Source organism: Mesorhizobium sp. B2-4-14 (assembly GCF_006442155.1).
Taxonomy (GTDB): Bacteria; Pseudomonadota; Alphaproteobacteria; order Rhizobiales; family Rhizobiaceae; genus Mesorhizobium.
Genome location: NZ_VFVA01000012.1, coordinates 75,300 through 91,051 on the forward strand (window position 1 = coordinate 75,300; position 15,752 = coordinate 91,051).

Genomic DNA, 15,752 nt, shown 5'->3' on the forward strand with positions numbered 1-15,752 from the left:
ATGGGCAAAATCCGGCACGAAGTCTATCGCGCGGTGGGCAGGGTCGAGCGCGCCGCCGCGGAGCAAATCCTGGCGCTTCGCCCGACGGCACGAAATGAGGCGGTCGCCTGGCTCGTCGAACGGCTCGGTGTCGACGAAACCGCAGATAGACTGGGAATCTCGGCGGAACAAATCAATGAATTCACCCTTCAGGCCGCGTGCAAAAAAGCCCTGCGGGCCGCGCAAAGAAAGGAAAATCCGCAATGAAACTGCAACAGACACCCCTGTCCCTGACACCCGAGCTAATCGCTAAATTCTACAAGCGCGATCCTGCAAACGGCGGGACGATCCCTGACGCCGCGTTGTCGGGCATCGAGGCGGCAATGCGGGCAGCGTTCGAGGAAATCAACCGAGTCGGCGCCGTGGGCTCGCAGCTGGATCCGACCGTCACGCCGCAAGCGCACGCGCTCCGCGTGCGCGACATCGCGCTGAAGGCAGTTGAGCGGGCCGCCGGCCGGCTGGACGCGGCGCGGGCTGCAGCGATGGCCGATATTGCCCGGATCGAGGCCGAAACCTCGGCGCCGCCGGCGCCACGCGATGCCCACGCCGTGCAGATGGAGGCAGAGATTCGATCGATGTTGAGGAACATGGACGCCAAGGCGCGCGGCGCAGCAATCGCCAAAGCCATCAGCGACGGGGACGACTTAGTCGTCGGTGCCTTCTTGCGCGGCCCGGCGATGCTCACCGGCGTCGGCGAGGCTGAGCGCGAAATGCGGCGAGGCGCATGGCGAAAACAGCGCCACCCGGAAAAGACCGACAGACAGGAGCGGCTGCAAAAGGCGATCGCCGCAGTCGACCGCGGCGGCAGCGCCATGTTGGCTTGGACGCGCCAAATCACGGAATCGGCCGCGGTGCAGCTCGCCCAGGCCGGCAAGGATCGCGCCGACGCGGCACTGGCCGCGCTCAACCAGGCGGCGGAGTGACGGACATGACCGATATGGATGACCAGTTTGAATTCCCTGAGCGCGTCACCGACCTCCAGGCCGTGCCGCCTTGTTGGCGCGACCTGTACAACGCGAGCAACGACGGTTTCGACCTGCACCCGGATGCGGTCCGGCAGATGCGCGAGCTCGAGGCCGAATATGCGCAAAAGCTAAAGGCCGTGCAGGCCGAGCAGGATGCGAAGCTCGCGGCCTCGGAACGGCAGACCGAGGCGCTCCGCAAAGAGCTACACGACCGAGTCAGCAATCGCGCCATTGCCGATGCGCTCTACAGCCGCGGCGTGAAGCCTGGCCTACTGAAGGCGGCGGTCGCATCGTTTCGAGCGCAATATCAGCTCGAGATTGAGAAACGCGCTGACGGCGGGTTCGACACTCTGATCGCAGATAGCTACGGCCGGGTGCCTGTGGCCGATGCCGTTGACGTGTGGTTGAGCGACGAGGAGGCGAAGCCGTTCCTGCCACCGCCGAAGGCCACCGAAGGCGCGCTGACGCTGGCGCTGCGCCGGCTGCGTGCCAACGTGCACTGAAATCTGCATTGTAACCATTTCGGTGACACGCCCGCCACCCTGACACCATTTCGGTTACGCCAAAGTATTTTGCAACCATTTTGGTGACTAAATAACCAATTTGGACCAATTACATTGGTGATGGTTTCGATCTATATTCAATCTGTTCAAACAGATGGAGTAAAAGCAAATGCCGAACAAGCTAAGCCTTTCCAAAATCGCCCGCGACCCGGAGCTTGCGGCTTTCTTCCGCCGCGGCGAGCGCGACGCCGGACCCGAGCCGGTCGTTGCCCGCCCGCCCAGGCCGCGCCTGCTCACCGATGGCGCCGCCGAACAGATGAAGGAGATGGCCGATGCGTAACGACCACGCGAACGACCCGCTGCTCGCGGCGATCTACCGCTACATCTTCGACGGCGCCGAATTTGACCGGTTGCCCGACAATCTGAGCGAGGAGCAGGAGGAAGAGGCTTTCGATCGACTTTGCGGCCAACCCGACGCCGCCCTCGTCGCATGGTCGACGCCGGCGAGGTCGCGAGAGAGCGCGGTGGCGGCGCTTCGGCTTGCCTTACAGATCCTCGAAGAAAATGACGGCGAGCCGATCGTCATCAGCCTCGTGACGGCGGCGCTGGCCTATTTCGGCAGGATCCCAGCAACATGACCAGAGAACCCAGACTTGTCACAGTATCACAGGTGGACGAAACCGTCGCCGTGCTCAGGCAGACAAGCGACGATCGCGGCGCCGAATCCGCGATGGACATGGCTCGCGCGATGATCCTCGGCAGTGTCGCGTTCATCATGGGCGAGGCTGGGCATTTCGAGGCGGAGCAAATCCTGCGGGACGTGCTGGCCGCGCTGCCTTCAAACTAGCTGCGTGTACGCCGGCCCCCTCATTTAGCTTGGGTTTCTCGGCAACCCGAGCTTGGCAACGAATCCTGACGACTGTTGCCATATCGTTGCCACGGCTCCGGGCTGCCCTTTTTGGCAAACTCAGAAACTTCCCGTAAGTGCTTGGAAAGATTTGGCTCCCCGGGCCGGATTCGAACCAGCGACCAACCGGTTAACAGCCGGTTGCTCTACCACTGAGCTACCGGGGAACAGAGGCTCTTCAGCAAGTGGCGCAGCCTATAGCAAACCCTTTTCGGCTTTGCAAAGAAGCATTTCGTATTTTTACGACACTTTTTCACGCGGCGCTTTCTCGCAATCGGCGGTGTTCGCTCTCATATTAGCCGTCTGGCGACCGGCGCGGAACCGAAATGGCGGTCGCGGCTTTCGTAAACAGGCATTCTCGAATCACCAGAGGGCAGCCATTGGCGATGACGGCAGCAGACGAAAACCGGTTACCGGCGCGAAAGATCTCGGTTTTCGGGCGCGAGTTCACCATGCCGCGTTCGCGCGGCCTCAGAATCACGATCGGTTTCCTTTTGACCATCGGCGGCATTCTCGGTTTTTTGCCTATCCTGGGCTTCTGGATGGTGCCGCTCGGATTGCTGGTGCTCTCCTATGAATTCGCCATGGTGCGCCGCCATCGTCGCCGTTTCGTCGTCTGGTGGGAGCGGCGGCGCCGGCCGGATTGAACGGCAGGCGCGCCTTTGACCGCGCCGCGCTTGTCCGCGTTATGCCGGGCTGCAGATTTTCGCGATTCGGTTCTACGGCCCGCGCTTCTTTCCAGATCCCAGCGAATCTCCTTGAGAACGGCGGCGGCGGAAGCGAGGCGCGCGGTCGCGTGGCGAACGCCGGCTGGTCACTTCTATCGCGGTACAGTCGATGGCGTGACGCAGCAATTCCTCGCATCCCGGTCGCGGCAAGCCGCCCCAGGCATCCGTCGCCGTGTCCAGGCTTGCCGGTCGCATAGCATAGGCGTCCTCCTCATTCCTCTACCGCGGCTGGGGCTTGGAGTTTCTCGTCATCGCCTGCTATACATAACGAGATGCTAATGTGTGTCGTGGGCGCAGTGGTCCGCGACGCCGCATGCGGAGGTTGGATTGATGCAGAGGGAAACCGCGCCGAATGCGCGGTGGCCGCTTGACGGCATTTTCGCCGCAACCTATTGGAACCGGGTGGAACGCCGGGAGCAACGAGGCCTCGTGGCGGAGTGGTTACGCAGAGGACTGCAAATCCTTGCACCCCGGTTCGATTCCGGGCGAGGCCTCCAATGCCCGGGCTCCCGCGCGCCAGCGCGGGAGCTTGATGTTCCGGTCGAAATGAACCGCGGTTTTGACGCGGCAAGCGGATTGGTTGGAACATGAACGCTGATTTCTCCGAACGTCGGGTCAAGATGGTCGACGGTCAGGTTCGCACCACCGACGTCACCAGCGCACCGCTGCTGGAAGCCATGCTTGTCGTGCCGCGCGAGATTTTCGTCGGCGCCCCCCAGCGCGATCTCGCCTATATCGACGAGGATATCCGCATCGCGGACGGCGCCGGTGGCGCTCGCTACCTCATGGAACCGTCGCCGCTGGCCAAACTGATGCAACTGGCCGAGATCAGTCCCACCGATTCGGCGCTCGATATCGGCTGCGGCACGGGCTACGCCTCGGCCATCCTGTCACGGCTGGCAAGGTCTGTCGTGGCGCTCGAAAGCGAATCGACGCTGGCCGAAACCGCCAAATCGTTACTGTCATCCCTTGGCTGCGGCAATGTGACCGTGGTTCAGGGTCCGCTGGCGCAAGGCCATGCCGCCGCCGCACCCTATGACGTCATTTTCATCGGCGGCAGCGTCGCGAAAGTGCCGGCAACGCTGCTCGACCAGCTCGCCGAAGGTGGTCGACTCGTCGCGGTGGAGGGACAGGGCAATTCCGGCGTGGCGCGACTATTTTTCAAATCTGGGGGGATTGTAACCGGAAGAAGGGCATTTAATGCGGCAATTAAGCCACTACCGGGGTTCGAACGTGAGCGTGCTTTCGAATTCTGAATGATTTGGCCTTGCAGCAAAGGCTTTGTCATGGTCGCTTGCATTTGAACAATCGTTGCCGGTCCCGAACTGGGGGCACTTCGGGCCGAGCGACAGGGAGCATCAAACACGCTGCTCCGGCTACTCAAAGGAGAAGCTGGCGCGGCGTGGTTCCCATGGAAAACGAATGAGGGATATATCGTGCCGTCTGTATCCAAGACCCTTCTTGCAGCTGTCCTGGTTTCCGCGACCGCTTTGTCTCCGCTGGCCGCCTCGGCCGAAACCATCTCCGGCGCGCTCGCCAAGGCCTATCAATACAATTCCTCGCTGAATGCCTCACGGGCCGGCGTGCGCGTCACCGACGAGGGCGTTGCGATCGCCAAGTCCGGCTGGCGCCCGACCATCACCGGATCCGCCGACGCCAATTATGTGAACACCCACGCCAGGGGTTTCACCAGCAAGACATCGTCCGCCAGCGCAGGAATTGTGATCAACCAGAGCCTGTTCGACGGCTTTCAGACAAGAAACAATGTGGCGGCCGCCGAATCGCAGGTGAAAGCGTCGGTGGAGAGCCTGCGCAACACCGAGGAAAACACCCTGTTCAATGCGGCCACGGCCTATATGGACGTGATTCGCGACCGGCAGATTGCGGTGCTGACCCAACAGAACCTGCAGTTCCTGACCGAGCAGGCGCGCGCCGCGCGCTCCCGTTTCGAAGTTGGTGAAGGCACGCGTACCGACGTCGCGCAGGCGGATGCCTCGCGCGCCTCGGCGGTGGCCTCGCTCAGCTCTGCCCGCGCACAAGCCCTGGCAAGCGCCGCGACCTACCATCAGATCGTCGGCGACGAACCCGGCAAGCTCAAGCCGGCTTCGCCAGTGTCCAGGCTGTTGCCGTCGAGCCTCGAGGCAGCGATCGGGATCGCGTCGAATGAACATCCGGCCATCCTCGCCACTCAGCATCTTGTCGACGCGGCTGCGTTTTCGGTGAAATCGGCAGAGGGAGCACTGTTGCCGCAACTTTCCGCCTCCGCAGGCATTTCGGACGACTATCTGAACCGCAATCCGAGCATCGGGACGAACGGCAATTCGACATCGGCCAATATTGGCGCGACGCTGACTATTCCGATCTATTCGGGCGGGCGGACCTCGGCGATCGTGCGGCAGAACAAGGAATCGCTCGGCGAAGCGCGTATCCAGGTTGACGTCAGCCGCGACCAGGTGCGCCAGGCCGTTGCGTCGGCATGGTCGCAGTACACCGCCGCGCAGCAAAGCGTCGCCGCCAACAGGCAGGTGATCGATGCCGCGCAGCTGGCGCTGAATGGCGTCATCGAAGAGCGCAATGTCGGCCAGCGCACGACACTCGACGTGCTCAACGCGCAGGCCACCGTCATCACCGCCAAGATCAACCAGGCCAATTCCGAACATGACGTGGTCGTGGCAAGCTATGCCATCCTGTCGGCAATCGGCCGTTTGTCGGCCGAGCGCCTTGCCCTGCAGGTGACCAAGTACAAGCCTGAGGAGCACTACAACGCCGTCAAGGACAAGTGGATCGGCCTGCGCACGCCGGACGGCCGCTAACGGGCGGCCACCTTAATTTCCCTGGAATGTCTGACAGGACCCTTCCTGGGACCGGCTCCACTTCGGTTTCGTGCTCTAATCTGTTGAAATCCCACATGTCCCCAGATTGGGGATTCTCGTGCGGCCATCCGTCGGGTACGCTGTTGCCATGATTCGAATCCGGCTCTTGCCGGAGCGGAAATCCACAGAGGTCACAAGGGCGGCGGATGTGACGATGGCAACGGCAAGCAGCGCACAGCGCGAACCTTCCATGGAAGAGATATTGGCTTCCATCCGGAGGATCATCGAGGACAGCGACAACGGCCGCAAGCAGCCGGGCGAGGCCGATGAGCTGCGGCAGGACCTGGCGCCGGCGCAAGGCGAGGCTCCAGCCGTCGACGTGGATGCGTTTCGCGCCGAACTGCATGCTGCCCCTGACGTCAGGAAGCCGGTCATGCTTGCCGAGATCAAGGCGTCGTCGCCAGAGCCGGTGATCGCACGGGGGGAAGCGCAGTCGCGCGTCGATCCCGTGCCCGTGAAGACGTCGATGACGCTTGCAGAGGTCAGCGCCAGGATCGCCGCGGAACCGGTGGCTGCCGTAAGGTCCGACGCGGCCCCGGAGGCCGGCGCGACAAGCGATGCCATCGTTGCCGATTGGCGGCACGAGATCGCGGCGGTTGGCGAGCAGGCCAAAGCGATGCCGGACAGGGGCATCCGCAAGCCGGTTGCCCAGCCCGATGTGCCGGTGAGCGAACCGGTGGCGGAGCCTGCCTTCGAGCAACCTGCTTCAAGCGGTGCTCCTACGGGCGCTACCGAGGTGCGTGCGGTGGCAAATGAAGCACCCGCGGCCCGTCCGGCAATCCTTTCCGAGCATGCGGGCAGGCAGGTTGCCGCGGCCTTTGGCGAGCTGTCCGACGCCTTTGCCAGCCGCAGCAAGAAGACATTCGACGAGATGGCCGAAGAAATGCTGCGGCCGATGCTGCAGGATTGGCTCGACAACAATCTGCCGACGCTGGTCGAGAGGCTGGTGCGCGAGGAGATCGAGCGCGTCGCGCGCGGGGCGCAGTAGGCCGTAAGCTCCAGGGCAATCGCCGATGTAAACGCCGCCGCCCGAGGCGGCGTTTTTCGTTGCCGCGCCATCAGCTCGCGCCTGCCGCCAAACAGACGAGATTTGCGTCGGGAGCCATGACAATGAATGTGCGGGCGCCTTCCGTTGAAATGAACACGGCCGCGCCTATCTGCTTGTGATGAACCAAGGCCGCCCTTGCGGTTGACTTGGCCAGGACCTTCCGATTTAGACCGAACCAGCAAAAATCCCGACAGCGCGGACCGTTCCCCCATGCTTGAAAAGACCTATGACGCAAAAACCGTCGAGCCGAAGATCGCCAAATTGTGGGAAGAGGCCGACGCGTTTCGCGCCGGCGCCGGGGCGGAGGAGGGCGCCGAGGCGTTCACCATCGTCATCCCGCCGCCCAACGTCACCGGATCGCTGCACATGGGCCACGCGCTCAACAACACGCTGCAAGACATCCTCGTGCGCTTCGAGCGCATGCGCGGCAAGAATGTGCTGTGGCAGCCGGGCATGGATCATGCCGGCATCGCCACGCAGATGGTGGTCGAGCGCCGGCTGATGGAAAAGCAGATCCACCGCCGCGACCTGACGCGTGAGCAGTTCATCGAGAAAGTGTGGGATTGGAAGGCCGAATCCGGGGGCGCGATCTTCAACCAGTTGAAGCGGCTCGGCGCCTCCGCCGACTGGAGCAGGGAACGCTTCACCATGGACGAAGGCCTGTCCAAGGCCGTGCTCGAAGTCTTCGTCACGCTCTACAAGGAAGGGCTGATCTACAAGGACAAGCGCCTTGTGAACTGGGACCCGAAACTGTTGACGGCGATCTCCGATCTCGAGGTCGAGCAGCAGGAGGTCAACGGCAACCTCTGGCACTTTCGCTATCCGATCGAGGGCGTCACCTTCGATCCGGAGAACCCGAAGACCTTCATCACCGTTGCGACGACGCGCCCAGAGACGATGCTCGGCGACACGGCGGTCGCGGTCAATCCCGAGGACGATCGGTTCCGGCATCTGGTCGGCAAGAATCTCGTCCTGCCGATCGTCGGTCGTAAGATTCCGGTGATCGCGGATGAATATTCCGATCCTGAAAAGGGCTCTGGCGCGGTCAAGATCACGCCGGCGCACGATTTCAATGACTTTGAGGTCGGCAAGCGTCACAAATTGCCGGCGATTAACATCCTGTCCGTCGAGGCTGCCATAAAGCTGAAAGACAATGAGGACTTCCTCGCCGGGCTCGATGTGACGCCGGAGCGCCAGGCTGTCTGGGACGAGCTCGACGGCCTCGATCGTTTCGTGGCGCGCAAGAAGCTCGTCGAACTGATGGAAGCCGGCGGCTTCCTCGACAAGGTTGAGCCGCATCGCCACGCCGTGCCGCATGGCGACCGCGGCGGTGTGCCGATCGAGCCGTTCCTGACCGAGCAGTGGTATGCCAACGCGGCCGAACTCGCCAAGCCGGCGATCGCCTCAGTGCGCGAAGGCCGCACCAATTTCGTGCCGAAGAACTGGGAGAAGACCTATTTCGACTGGATGGAAAACATCCAGCCCTGGTGCATTTCGCGCCAGTTGTGGTGGGGGCATCAGATCCCGGCCTGGTACGGGCCGGATGGACGCGTCTTCGTCGAGAAGTCCGAGGAAGAGGCGCTGAGTGACGCGATCGAATATTATCTGGCGCTTGAAGGGCCGTGGAAGGCCTGGGTCGAGGACAAGCTCGAGAACTTCAAGCCGGGCGAGATCCTGACCCGCGACGAGGACGTGCTCGACACCTGGTTCTCGTCGGCGCTGTGGCCGTTCTCGACGCTGGGCTGGCCGGATGAGACCCCGGAGTTGAAGACCTATTACCAGACCGACGTGCTGGTCACCGGCTTCGACATCATCTTCTTCTGGGTTGCCCGCATGATGATGATGGGCCTGCATTTCATGGACGAGGAGCCATTCCACACGGTCTATGTCCATGCGCTGGTGCGCGACAAGAACGGGCAGAAGATGTCGAAGTCGAAAGGCAACGTCATCGACCCACTCGATCTGATCGACGAATATGGGGCGGACGCGCTGCGCTTCACGCTGGCAGTGATGGCGGCGCAGGGCCGCGATGTGAAGCTCGATCCGGCGCGCATCGCCGGCTATCGCAATTTCGGCACCAAGCTGTGGAACGCCACGCGCTTCGCCGAGATGAACGAAGTCGCGCGCAATGATGACTTCTGGCTGAACGATGCCAAGCTGGCGGTCAACCGCTGGATCCTCACCGAACTGACACGCGCTGCCCGCGAGATCACCGACGGCATCACCTCATACCGCTTCAACGAGGCGGCCAGTGCTGCCTACCGCTTCGTCTGGAACCTGTTCTGCGACTGGTATCTGGAACTGCTGAAGCCGGTGTTCATGGGCACGGACGAGGCGGCCAAGGCCGAAAGCCGCGCCTGCGTCGCCTTCGTGCTGGATGAGATCTACAAACTGCTGCATCCGATGATGCCGTTCATGACGGAAGAATTGTGGGCGCAGACGGCGGGTGAGGGCAAGGAGCGTGACTCGCTGCTCTGCCATGCCGCCTGGCCGTCGCCGGATTTCGAGGATGCTGAAGCGGCCGCCGACATCAACTGGCTGGTCGATCTCGTGTCGGGCATCCGCTCGGTGCGTTCGGAAATGAACGTGCCGCCTGGGGCGATAGCGCCGCTGGTCGTGGTCGGCGCCAACGGCGTGACGCGTGAACGGCTGGTTCGTGAGGAGTCGGCGATCAAGCGGCTGGCGCGCGTCGGCGACATCTCGCTGGCTGACGCGGCACCCAAGGGCTCGGCGCAGATCGTGCTGAACGAAGCGACGATCTGCCTGCCGCTCGGCAGTCTGATCGATCTCGCCGCAGAGGCCGGCCGGCTGCAGAAGGAACTGGCCAAGGTGACCGAAGAGATCGCGCGCCTGCACAAGAAACTGTCCAACGAACGGTTCGTCGCCAGCGCGCCGGCCGAGATCGTCGAAGCGGAGCGCGAGAAGCTCGCCGAATATCGCGACGCCCAGGACAAGCTTTCAGTGGCGCTGACCAGGGTCCGGGACGCCGGTTGAAGCGCAGATTCGTGACGCTTCGTCCGGGCCTGGAGCGGGTGTTTTTGCCTCGAAAACAGGCATTCCGTTGCGTTAATATTGACGTAAACGGAAACTTTTAGCCCCATTGTTGCCATAATGTAACAATGGGGTTCCCAGCCGCCAAAAACCGTTGTTTTTGCGCCTTTTCCGCAGATTTTCCGTCCTTTCGGCAGCTGTTGGACACTCCAGATGCCGGTTTTCCGTGTGCTGGTGCGGGTTGGCACTTTGGCAAAAATGCGTTCGGCGAACATGTACATGTACGCTCCAGGAATTCGTTGTTGCAGCGTTAACCTGAATTGGTTCTAGCTTGACGCACTAATTATTCGGGGAGGACATCCATGAACAATTTGCGTCTGAAAGCACTGCTGGGGGCAGGGTGCTTTTCGCTGGTTTTTGCAGGCTCGGTGCACGCTGGCGGCTTTTCGCGCGGCACGGCCGATACCGACATCCTTTTTGAGGACGGCAATTTCAACATGCGCACCAGCGTGACCTATGTCGCGCCCACCAGAAAATATTCGGTGAACCCGATGAATCCCTATCTGGTCGGGGAGAACTATTCCGACAGCTACGCGGTCCCATCGGCTGCGGTTAAATTCAAGCTGACGGACAGTCTCTCCTGTGCCGGTACTCTTACGGAATCATTCGGTGGCGGTGCGACGTGGTCGCGTTCGAGTGGAACGCTCGGCAAGTTGAATGAAGACTTCACCATGTATGAATATGGCGCGACTTGCGGGTTGAAATTCGACCTCAGCAAGGGGCGTATCTGGCTTATTGGCGGCGTCTACAATGAAGTTACCGATTACAATCTCGTAGCCGGTGCTCCCTTGGGTACAAACATACCGGTCCTTGGCGTCAGCCTGCACGACAGCAATTTCGGCTGGCGCGCCGGCATTGCCTACGAAATCCCGGAAATCGCGCTCCGCACGCAATTGATGTATCGGTCAGGTGTCGACATCAATGCCACCGGCACGGCAAGCTTGCTGGGAGGGAATCTTCCTGGTGGAGCAACCGGGCAAGCCAACTTTCCGCAGTCGGTCGAGTTCAAGGCGCAGACTGGTATCGCTCCAGGCTGGCTCGCCTATGGCAGCGTGAAGTGGACGAATTGGTCGGTTACGGAAGCGCTGATGCTGAACGTGCCGGCGCTATCGCTGAACAGTGGGAATCTGTATTTCTGGCGCGACGGTTGGACGGTCACCGGTGGCATCGGTCACAAGTTCAACGATCAAATCTCAGGAACCGTGTTTGCAACCTATGACCGTGGCGTCAGCACCGGTTGGGATCTGACGGGCGACAGCTATACAATCGGAACCGGTGTTTCGATGAAGGACAAATTAGGCGGCGAACTCCGCTTGGGTGTAGCGGCAGTATATCTGGCCTCGGTTTCCGAAACCAAATACAACAACAGTTACGTTCCGGGCAGTCCTGACCCACGCAACGGTTTCAACCGCTCCGTTCAGGGCGACTGGGGATACGCCCTATCCACCGGCTACAGCATCAAGTGGTAACGTCTTCGATCGTCGAGAAAAAGGCCGGCAATGTCCGGCCTTTTTCGTTAGCTGAGCCTTTTGACTTCATTGAAGGTCAAGTGGTAACCATCTGAAACTGAATATCAAAGGCTGGGCATTGTCCGCCTTTTATGTTGGACCGGACGTCGTCGGGGGTCCCGAAATCCAAGCTGCGTTGCATATTGGCCGCAGTGGGGCCGCTTCCTGCGATTGTGACGTTTTGGCAACAGTTTCTGAACAACCCCTGCGCTACAAATCCGCCTGAGGAAATTGCCCATTTCCCGCCATAAACCCGGCGCACCTCGATCTTGTCTCGGGACGCGCGCCAAAAGGCTCGGCGATGGGGCAGGCCGCGCCGCCCGCGGCAAGGAAGAGTATGGACGCCAGAGGCATTTCCAAGGCTAAGCTCCCCAGCCGCCATGTGACCGTCGGGCCGGCGCGTGCGCCGCACCGCTCCTATCTCTATGCGATGGGCTTGTCGGCCGCTGAAATCGCGCAGCCGCTGGTCGGCGTCGCCTCCTGCTGGAACGAAGCGGCCCCCTGCAACATCTCGCTGATGCGCCAGGCGCAAGTGGTCAAGAAGGGCGTGGTCGCCGCCAATGGCACGCCGCGCGAATTCTGCACCATTACGGTCACCGACGGCATCGCCATGGGCCACCAGGGCATGAAGTCGTCGCTGGTGTCGCGCGAGGTCATCGCCGATTCTGTCGAACTCACCATGCGCGGCCATTGCTATGACGCGATGGTGGGGCTCGCCGGCTGTGACAAGTCGCTGCCGGGCATGATGATGGCCATGGTGCGTCTCAACGTGCCATCCATCTTCATCTATGGCGGTTCGATCCTGCCGGGCAGCTATCGCGGCCGGCAGATCACCGTGCAGGATGTGTTCGAGGCGGTCGGCCAGCACTCGGTCGGTACGATCAGCGATTCCGAACTGCTTGAAATCGAGCAGGCGGCCTGTCCGTCGGCCGGCTCCTGCGGCGCGCAGTTCACCGCCAACACCATGGCCACCGTCGCCGAGGCGATCGGCCTGGCACTGCCTTATTCCTGCGGTGCGCCGGCGCCTTACGAGATGCGCGATCGTTTCAATTTCGCTTCCGGCGAAAAGGTCATGGAGCTCATCGCGAAAAACATCCGGCCGCGCGACATCGTCACGCTGAAGGCGCTGGAGAACGCAGCGACCGTGGTCTCCGCCACTGGCGGCTCAACCAATGCAGCGCTGCATCTGCCGGCGATCGCGCATGAGGCGGGGATAAAGTTCGATTTGTTCGATGTCGCCCGCATCTTCGAGAAGACGCCCTATATCGCGGACCTCAAGCCCGGCGGCAAATATGTCGCCAAGGACATGTTCGAGGCCGGCGGCATTCCGCTGTTGATGAAGACGCTGCTCGACCACGGCTATCTGCATGGCGATTGCCTGACGGTCACTGGCCGTACTTTGGCCGAAAATATGGAGCACGTTGCCTGGAATGAACACCAGGATGTGGTCCGCCCGGCCAACAGACCTATTACCCAAACCGGCGGTGTCGTGGGCTTGAAAGGAAACCTTGCCCCCGAAGGCGCGATCGTGAAGGTCGCGGGCATGACGGAGTTGAAATTCTCCGGCCCCGCGCGCTGCTTCGATTCGGAAGAGGAGTGCTTCGAAGCGGTGACGCACCGCAACTACCGGGAAGGCGAGGTTCTGGTCATCCGTTACGAAGGGCCGCGCGGCGGACCGGGCATGCGCGAGATGCTGTCGACGACAGCGGCGCTCTACGGCCAAGGCATGGGCGGCAAGGTGGCGCTGATCACCGACGGGCGCTTTTCGGGCGCGACGCGCGGCTTCTGCATCGGCCATGTCGGACCCGAAGCGGCAGTTGGCGGCCCGATCGGTCTCATCCGGGATGGCGACGTGATCTCGATCGACGCGGTGAACGGCACGATCGAGGTGGCGCTGACCGAGGCCGAGCTGGCGGCGCGGGCCAAGACATGGAAGGCGCGCACGACCGACTATCAGTCGGGCGCGATATGGAAATACGCACAGACGGTCGGGTCTGCCCGCGATGGCGCGGTCACTCATCCGGGCGGTGCGAAAGAAACACACTGCTATGCGGACATCTGAGTTGCTGAGGTCCTCTGTCCTTCCGGCACTGGTCGCCGTTGCGATCTTTGGCGCCGTGGGCCAGGCCATGGCCTTCGACGACAAGGTGTTCGATGACAAGACCGGCGTGAAGCCGCAGTCGAGCCCCTGGGCGGTGTTCCAGTTCGGCTTCTCCGCCTACAAGAACGGCCACAAGGAACAGGCCGCCGAGGCTTATAAATACGCCGCCGAGAACGGCCAGATCGGCGCCACCTGGAAGCTTGCCCGCATGTATGCCGAGGGCGACGGCGTGGCGCGCGACGACTATGAGGCATTCAAGTTCTTCTCGGAAATTGTCGATCAGGATGTCGAGCCCGGTTCGCCGGAAGAAAGCTACGTCTCCGATGCGCTGGTGGCGCTCGGCGATTATCTGCGCAAGGGTATTCCCGGCAGTCCGGTCACCGAGAACGAGGTGGCGGCCCAGGAATATTACATGCGTGCGGCCGCCAACTACCGCAACCCGAACGCCCAGTTCGAGATGGGGCAGATGTTCCTGAAGGGCGAGGGAGGCGTGAAGGCCAGCGTCAAGCAGGCCGGGCGCTGGTTCCAGCTTGCCGCCGAGAAAGGCCATGCCGGCGCGCAGGCGACGCTTGGCCATTTGCTCTTCCAGAGCGGCAAGATCGTTCGCGGCCTGGCGATGATGACGGCCGCCCTTGAACGTGCGCCGCCCGCCGACCAGCCCTGGATTCGTGGCATGCAGGAAGAGGCCTTCGCCGCCGCCGGTGAAGCCGACCGCCGCACCGCGATCTCGCTCGCCGACGACATCCTGACCAAGGGCAATAACACCGATCAGTAAAGGCGCGACGGCTGAGCCCGCCAATCTCTTCGACGAGCGTGGAGATAAGCTATGGGGAAAATCAGTTCTCGGTCGGTTCTGTCGGCACCCTGCTTGGCGCCGGCGTCGAGATCGGCGTGGCGGGCAGGCGCGGCGCCGTGGTGTTTCCAGGACAGCTATCGCCGACCTTCGTCCATGATGTGTTGTTGAGCACCATGTCGCAGCGGGCCAGATGACTTTGGTCGGCAACCGTCAGGCAGGCGACCTGACCGACCGGATAGGATCTTCCATTGGCCAGACATTCCGGGGCGGCGAAGGCCGGCACGATCGCAGCCATGGTGAAGGCCAAGCCGATCGGACAAAGAGCAAACCGAGTGGTCATGGGAACCCCAGCCGCCATGATGAGATCTCATCATGCGCCCGATTTGTGGCGATAGAAGGTCCGCCGTCGGCCGAAGAGCAGGGCTTCCCGGTCAGGCCGGCTGCAGGGCGAGGTCGATCGCCACCGGCACATGGTCGGATGGTTTTTCCCAGGCGCGCACGTGTTTTTCGATCGAGGCGGACGAAAACCGGTTGGCGGCTTCCGGCGACAGCAGCAAATGGTCGATGCGGATGCCGTTGTTCTTCTGCCAGGCACCGGCCTGATAATCCCAGAAGGTGTAGGTGTCGGGGGCGTCGGTGACGGCTCGCACCGCTTCGGTGAAACCGAGATTGAGCAGCCGGCGGAAGGCCTGCCGGGTCTGCGGCTGGAACAGCGCGTCGCCCAACCAGTTTTCCGGAAACCGCGCGTCGATCGGCTCGGGAATGACGTTGTAGTCGCCGGCCAGCACCAGGGCCTCTTCCAGCCTCAGGCGCTCCTCGGCCCAGCGCTCCAGCCGCGTCATCCAGGACAGCTTGTAGGGGAACTTCTTCTCGTCATCGATCGGATTGCCGTTCGGTAGATAGAGGGAAGCGACACGCAAGGCGCCCTTGTCGGTCGAGAAGACGCCTTCGATGAAACGCGCCTGCTCGTCGGCATCGTCACCGGGCAGGCCTCTGACAACTTCGTCGAAGCGCAGCTTCGACAGCAGGGCAACGCCGTTGAAACCCTTCTGGCCATGGGTCTCGACATTGTAGCCAAGCGCCTCGATCTCGGCGCGCGGGAACTGATCGTCGACCGTCTTGATCTCCTGCAGGCAGACGATGTCGGGCGCGCTCTCGGTCAGCCAATGGGTGAGGTTGCCGAGGCGGGCCCGCACGCCGTTGATGTTCCAGGTGACGATTTTCATGACGGTC

The 15,752-nt window shown here is 62.1% G+C and carries 16 protein-coding genes and 2 tRNA genes; 15 read left to right on the forward strand and 3 right to left on the reverse strand.

What is annotated here, in order from left to right; translation table 11 throughout:
• The 6 genes from FJ938_RS13165 to FJ938_RS29455 all read left to right on the forward strand — a co-directional run bounded on the left by FJ938_RS13165 (nucleotide 1) and on the right by FJ938_RS29455 (nucleotide 2,354).
• Entirely contained in the window at nucleotides 1–246 is a 246-nt protein-coding gene (locus tag FJ938_RS13165) for a hypothetical protein (RefSeq protein ID WP_140694309.1), read from the forward strand.
• Nucleotides 243–962, forward strand: coding sequence for a hypothetical protein (locus tag FJ938_RS13170; protein ID WP_140694311.1), 720 nt, complete (start codon nucleotides 243–245; stop codon nucleotides 960–962). The genes FJ938_RS13165 and FJ938_RS13170 overlap by 4 nt, the downstream gene beginning before the upstream one ends.
• A gap of 5 nt (nucleotides 963–967) precedes the next feature.
• The gene (locus FJ938_RS13175) at nucleotides 968–1,507 is read left to right on the forward strand and encodes a hypothetical protein (RefSeq protein ID WP_140694313.1); all 540 of its coding nucleotides are present in this window, start codon (nucleotides 968–970) and stop codon (nucleotides 1,505–1,507) included.
• A 169-nt stretch (nucleotides 1,508–1,676) separates the two neighbouring features.
• Complete coding sequence (locus tag FJ938_RS29450) at nucleotides 1,677–1,847, forward strand: hypothetical protein (protein WP_181169076.1); 171 nt, start codon at nucleotides 1,677–1,679, stop codon at nucleotides 1,845–1,847.
• The gene (locus FJ938_RS13180) at nucleotides 1,840–2,145 is read left to right on the forward strand and encodes a hypothetical protein (protein ID WP_140694315.1); all 306 of its coding nucleotides are present in this window, start codon (nucleotides 1,840–1,842) and stop codon (nucleotides 2,143–2,145) included. The genes FJ938_RS29450 and FJ938_RS13180 overlap by 8 nt, the downstream gene beginning before the upstream one ends.
• 32 nt (nucleotides 2,146–2,177) lie before the next feature.
• Nucleotides 2,178–2,354 carry a hypothetical protein gene (locus FJ938_RS29455; RefSeq protein WP_181169077.1) on the forward strand — a complete coding sequence of 59 codons (177 nt, stop codon included), beginning with the start codon at nucleotides 2,178–2,180 and terminating at the stop codon, nucleotides 2,352–2,354.
• A 152-nt stretch (nucleotides 2,355–2,506) separates the two neighbouring features.
• Here FJ938_RS29455 and FJ938_RS13185 read toward each other — a convergent pair.
• Nucleotides 2,507–2,581: transfer RNA gene (locus FJ938_RS13185), tRNA-Asn, on the reverse strand.
• A gap of 219 nt (nucleotides 2,582–2,800) precedes the next feature.
• Between FJ938_RS13185 and FJ938_RS13190 the strand changes: the two genes are divergently transcribed.
• The 9 genes from FJ938_RS13190 to FJ938_RS13230 all read left to right on the forward strand — a co-directional run bounded on the left by FJ938_RS13190 (nucleotide 2,801) and on the right by FJ938_RS13230 (nucleotide 14,498).
• A complete protein-coding gene (locus FJ938_RS13190) occupies nucleotides 2,801–3,061 on the forward strand; it encodes a hypothetical protein (protein ID WP_140607575.1) in 261 nt (86 codons plus the stop codon).
• Between the two features lie 504 nt (nucleotides 3,062–3,565).
• Nucleotides 3,566–3,639: transfer RNA gene (locus tag FJ938_RS13195), tRNA-Cys, on the forward strand.
• A gap of 90 nt (nucleotides 3,640–3,729) precedes the next feature.
• Nucleotides 3,730–4,398 carry a protein-L-isoaspartate O-methyltransferase gene (locus FJ938_RS13200; RefSeq protein WP_140607574.1) on the forward strand — a complete coding sequence of 223 codons (669 nt, stop codon included), beginning with the start codon at nucleotides 3,730–3,732 and terminating at the stop codon, nucleotides 4,396–4,398.
• Nucleotides 4,399–4,578: 180 nt separating this feature from the next.
• Nucleotides 4,579–5,955 (forward strand): TolC family outer membrane protein, encoded by a 1,377-nt coding sequence (locus FJ938_RS13205; protein WP_140607573.1) that lies wholly within the window; start codon nucleotides 4,579–4,581, stop codon nucleotides 5,953–5,955.
• A gap of 214 nt (nucleotides 5,956–6,169) precedes the next feature.
• Complete coding sequence (locus FJ938_RS13210) at nucleotides 6,170–7,003, forward strand: PopZ family protein (protein ID WP_140694316.1); 834 nt, start codon at nucleotides 6,170–6,172, stop codon at nucleotides 7,001–7,003.
• Nucleotides 7,004–7,273: 270 nt separating this feature from the next.
• Complete coding sequence (locus FJ938_RS13215; RefSeq protein WP_140694319.1) at nucleotides 7,274–10,057, forward strand: valine--tRNA ligase; 2,784 nt, start codon at nucleotides 7,274–7,276, stop codon at nucleotides 10,055–10,057.
• Nucleotides 10,058–10,416: 359 nt separating this feature from the next.
• Nucleotides 10,417–11,583, forward strand: coding sequence for an outer membrane protein transport protein (locus tag FJ938_RS13220; RefSeq protein WP_140694321.1), 1,167 nt, complete (start codon nucleotides 10,417–10,419; stop codon nucleotides 11,581–11,583).
• A 376-nt stretch (nucleotides 11,584–11,959) separates the two neighbouring features.
• The gene (gene ilvD, locus FJ938_RS13225; protein WP_140694323.1) at nucleotides 11,960–13,684 is read left to right on the forward strand and encodes a dihydroxy-acid dehydratase; all 1,725 of its coding nucleotides are present in this window, start codon (nucleotides 11,960–11,962) and stop codon (nucleotides 13,682–13,684) included.
• Nucleotides 13,671–14,498 (forward strand): tetratricopeptide repeat protein, encoded by an 828-nt coding sequence (locus tag FJ938_RS13230; RefSeq protein WP_140694325.1) that lies wholly within the window; start codon nucleotides 13,671–13,673, stop codon nucleotides 14,496–14,498. The genes ilvD and FJ938_RS13230 overlap by 14 nt, the downstream gene beginning before the upstream one ends.
• Nucleotides 14,499–14,559: 61 nt before the next feature.
• Here FJ938_RS13230 and FJ938_RS13235 read toward each other — a convergent pair whose 3' ends face one another.
• On the reverse strand, nucleotides 14,560–14,877 hold the full coding sequence (locus FJ938_RS13235; RefSeq protein WP_181169078.1) for a hypothetical protein: 318 nt from the start codon (nucleotides 14,875–14,877) through the stop codon (nucleotides 14,560–14,562).
• A 73-nt stretch (nucleotides 14,878–14,950) separates the two neighbouring features.
• Nucleotides 14,951–15,745, reverse strand: coding sequence for an exodeoxyribonuclease III (gene xth, locus FJ938_RS13240; RefSeq protein WP_140694329.1), 795 nt, complete (start codon nucleotides 15,743–15,745; stop codon nucleotides 14,951–14,953).
• Nucleotides 15,746–15,752 lie beyond the last annotated feature (7 nt).

What these genes read in the sequence shown, in the direction of transcription:
- FJ938_RS13180 (WP_140694315.1), top strand. Translation starts at nt 1,840, where the DNA reads ATGCGTAACGACCACGCGAACGACCCGCTGCTCGCGGCGATCTACCGC.
- FJ938_RS29450 (WP_181169076.1), top strand. Translation starts at nt 1,677, where the DNA reads ATGCCGAACAAGCTAAGCCTTTCCAAAATCGCCCGCGACCCGGAGCTT.
- FJ938_RS13220 (WP_140694321.1), top strand. Translation starts at nt 10,417, where the DNA reads ATGAACAATTTGCGTCTGAAAGCACTGCTGGGGGCAGGGTGCTTTTCG.
- FJ938_RS13230 (WP_140694325.1), top strand. Translation starts at nt 13,671, where the DNA reads ATGCGGACATCTGAGTTGCTGAGGTCCTCTGTCCTTCCGGCACTGGTC.
- FJ938_RS13165 (WP_140694309.1), top strand. Translation starts at nt 1, where the DNA reads ATGGGCAAAATCCGGCACGAAGTCTATCGCGCGGTGGGCAGGGTCGAG.
- FJ938_RS13210 (WP_140694316.1), top strand. Translation starts at nt 6,170, where the DNA reads ATGGCAACGGCAAGCAGCGCACAGCGCGAACCTTCCATGGAAGAGATA.
- FJ938_RS13200 (WP_140607574.1), top strand. Translation starts at nt 3,730, where the DNA reads ATGAACGCTGATTTCTCCGAACGTCGGGTCAAGATGGTCGACGGTCAG.
- xth (WP_140694329.1), bottom strand. Translation starts at nt 15,745, where the DNA reads ATGAAAATCGTCACCTGGAACATCAACGGCGTGCGGGCCCGCCTCGGC.
- FJ938_RS13215 (WP_140694319.1), top strand. Translation starts at nt 7,274, where the DNA reads ATGCTTGAAAAGACCTATGACGCAAAAACCGTCGAGCCGAAGATCGCC.
- FJ938_RS13170 (WP_140694311.1), top strand. Translation starts at nt 243, where the DNA reads ATGAAACTGCAACAGACACCCCTGTCCCTGACACCCGAGCTAATCGCT.
- FJ938_RS13235 (WP_181169078.1), bottom strand. Translation starts at nt 14,877, where the DNA reads ATGGCGGCTGGGGTTCCCATGACCACTCGGTTTGCTCTTTGTCCGATC.
- FJ938_RS13175 (WP_140694313.1), top strand. Translation starts at nt 968, where the DNA reads ATGACCGATATGGATGACCAGTTTGAATTCCCTGAGCGCGTCACCGAC.
- FJ938_RS13190 (WP_140607575.1), top strand. Translation starts at nt 2,801, where the DNA reads ATGACGGCAGCAGACGAAAACCGGTTACCGGCGCGAAAGATCTCGGTT.
- ilvD (WP_140694323.1), top strand. Translation starts at nt 11,960, where the DNA reads ATGGACGCCAGAGGCATTTCCAAGGCTAAGCTCCCCAGCCGCCATGTG.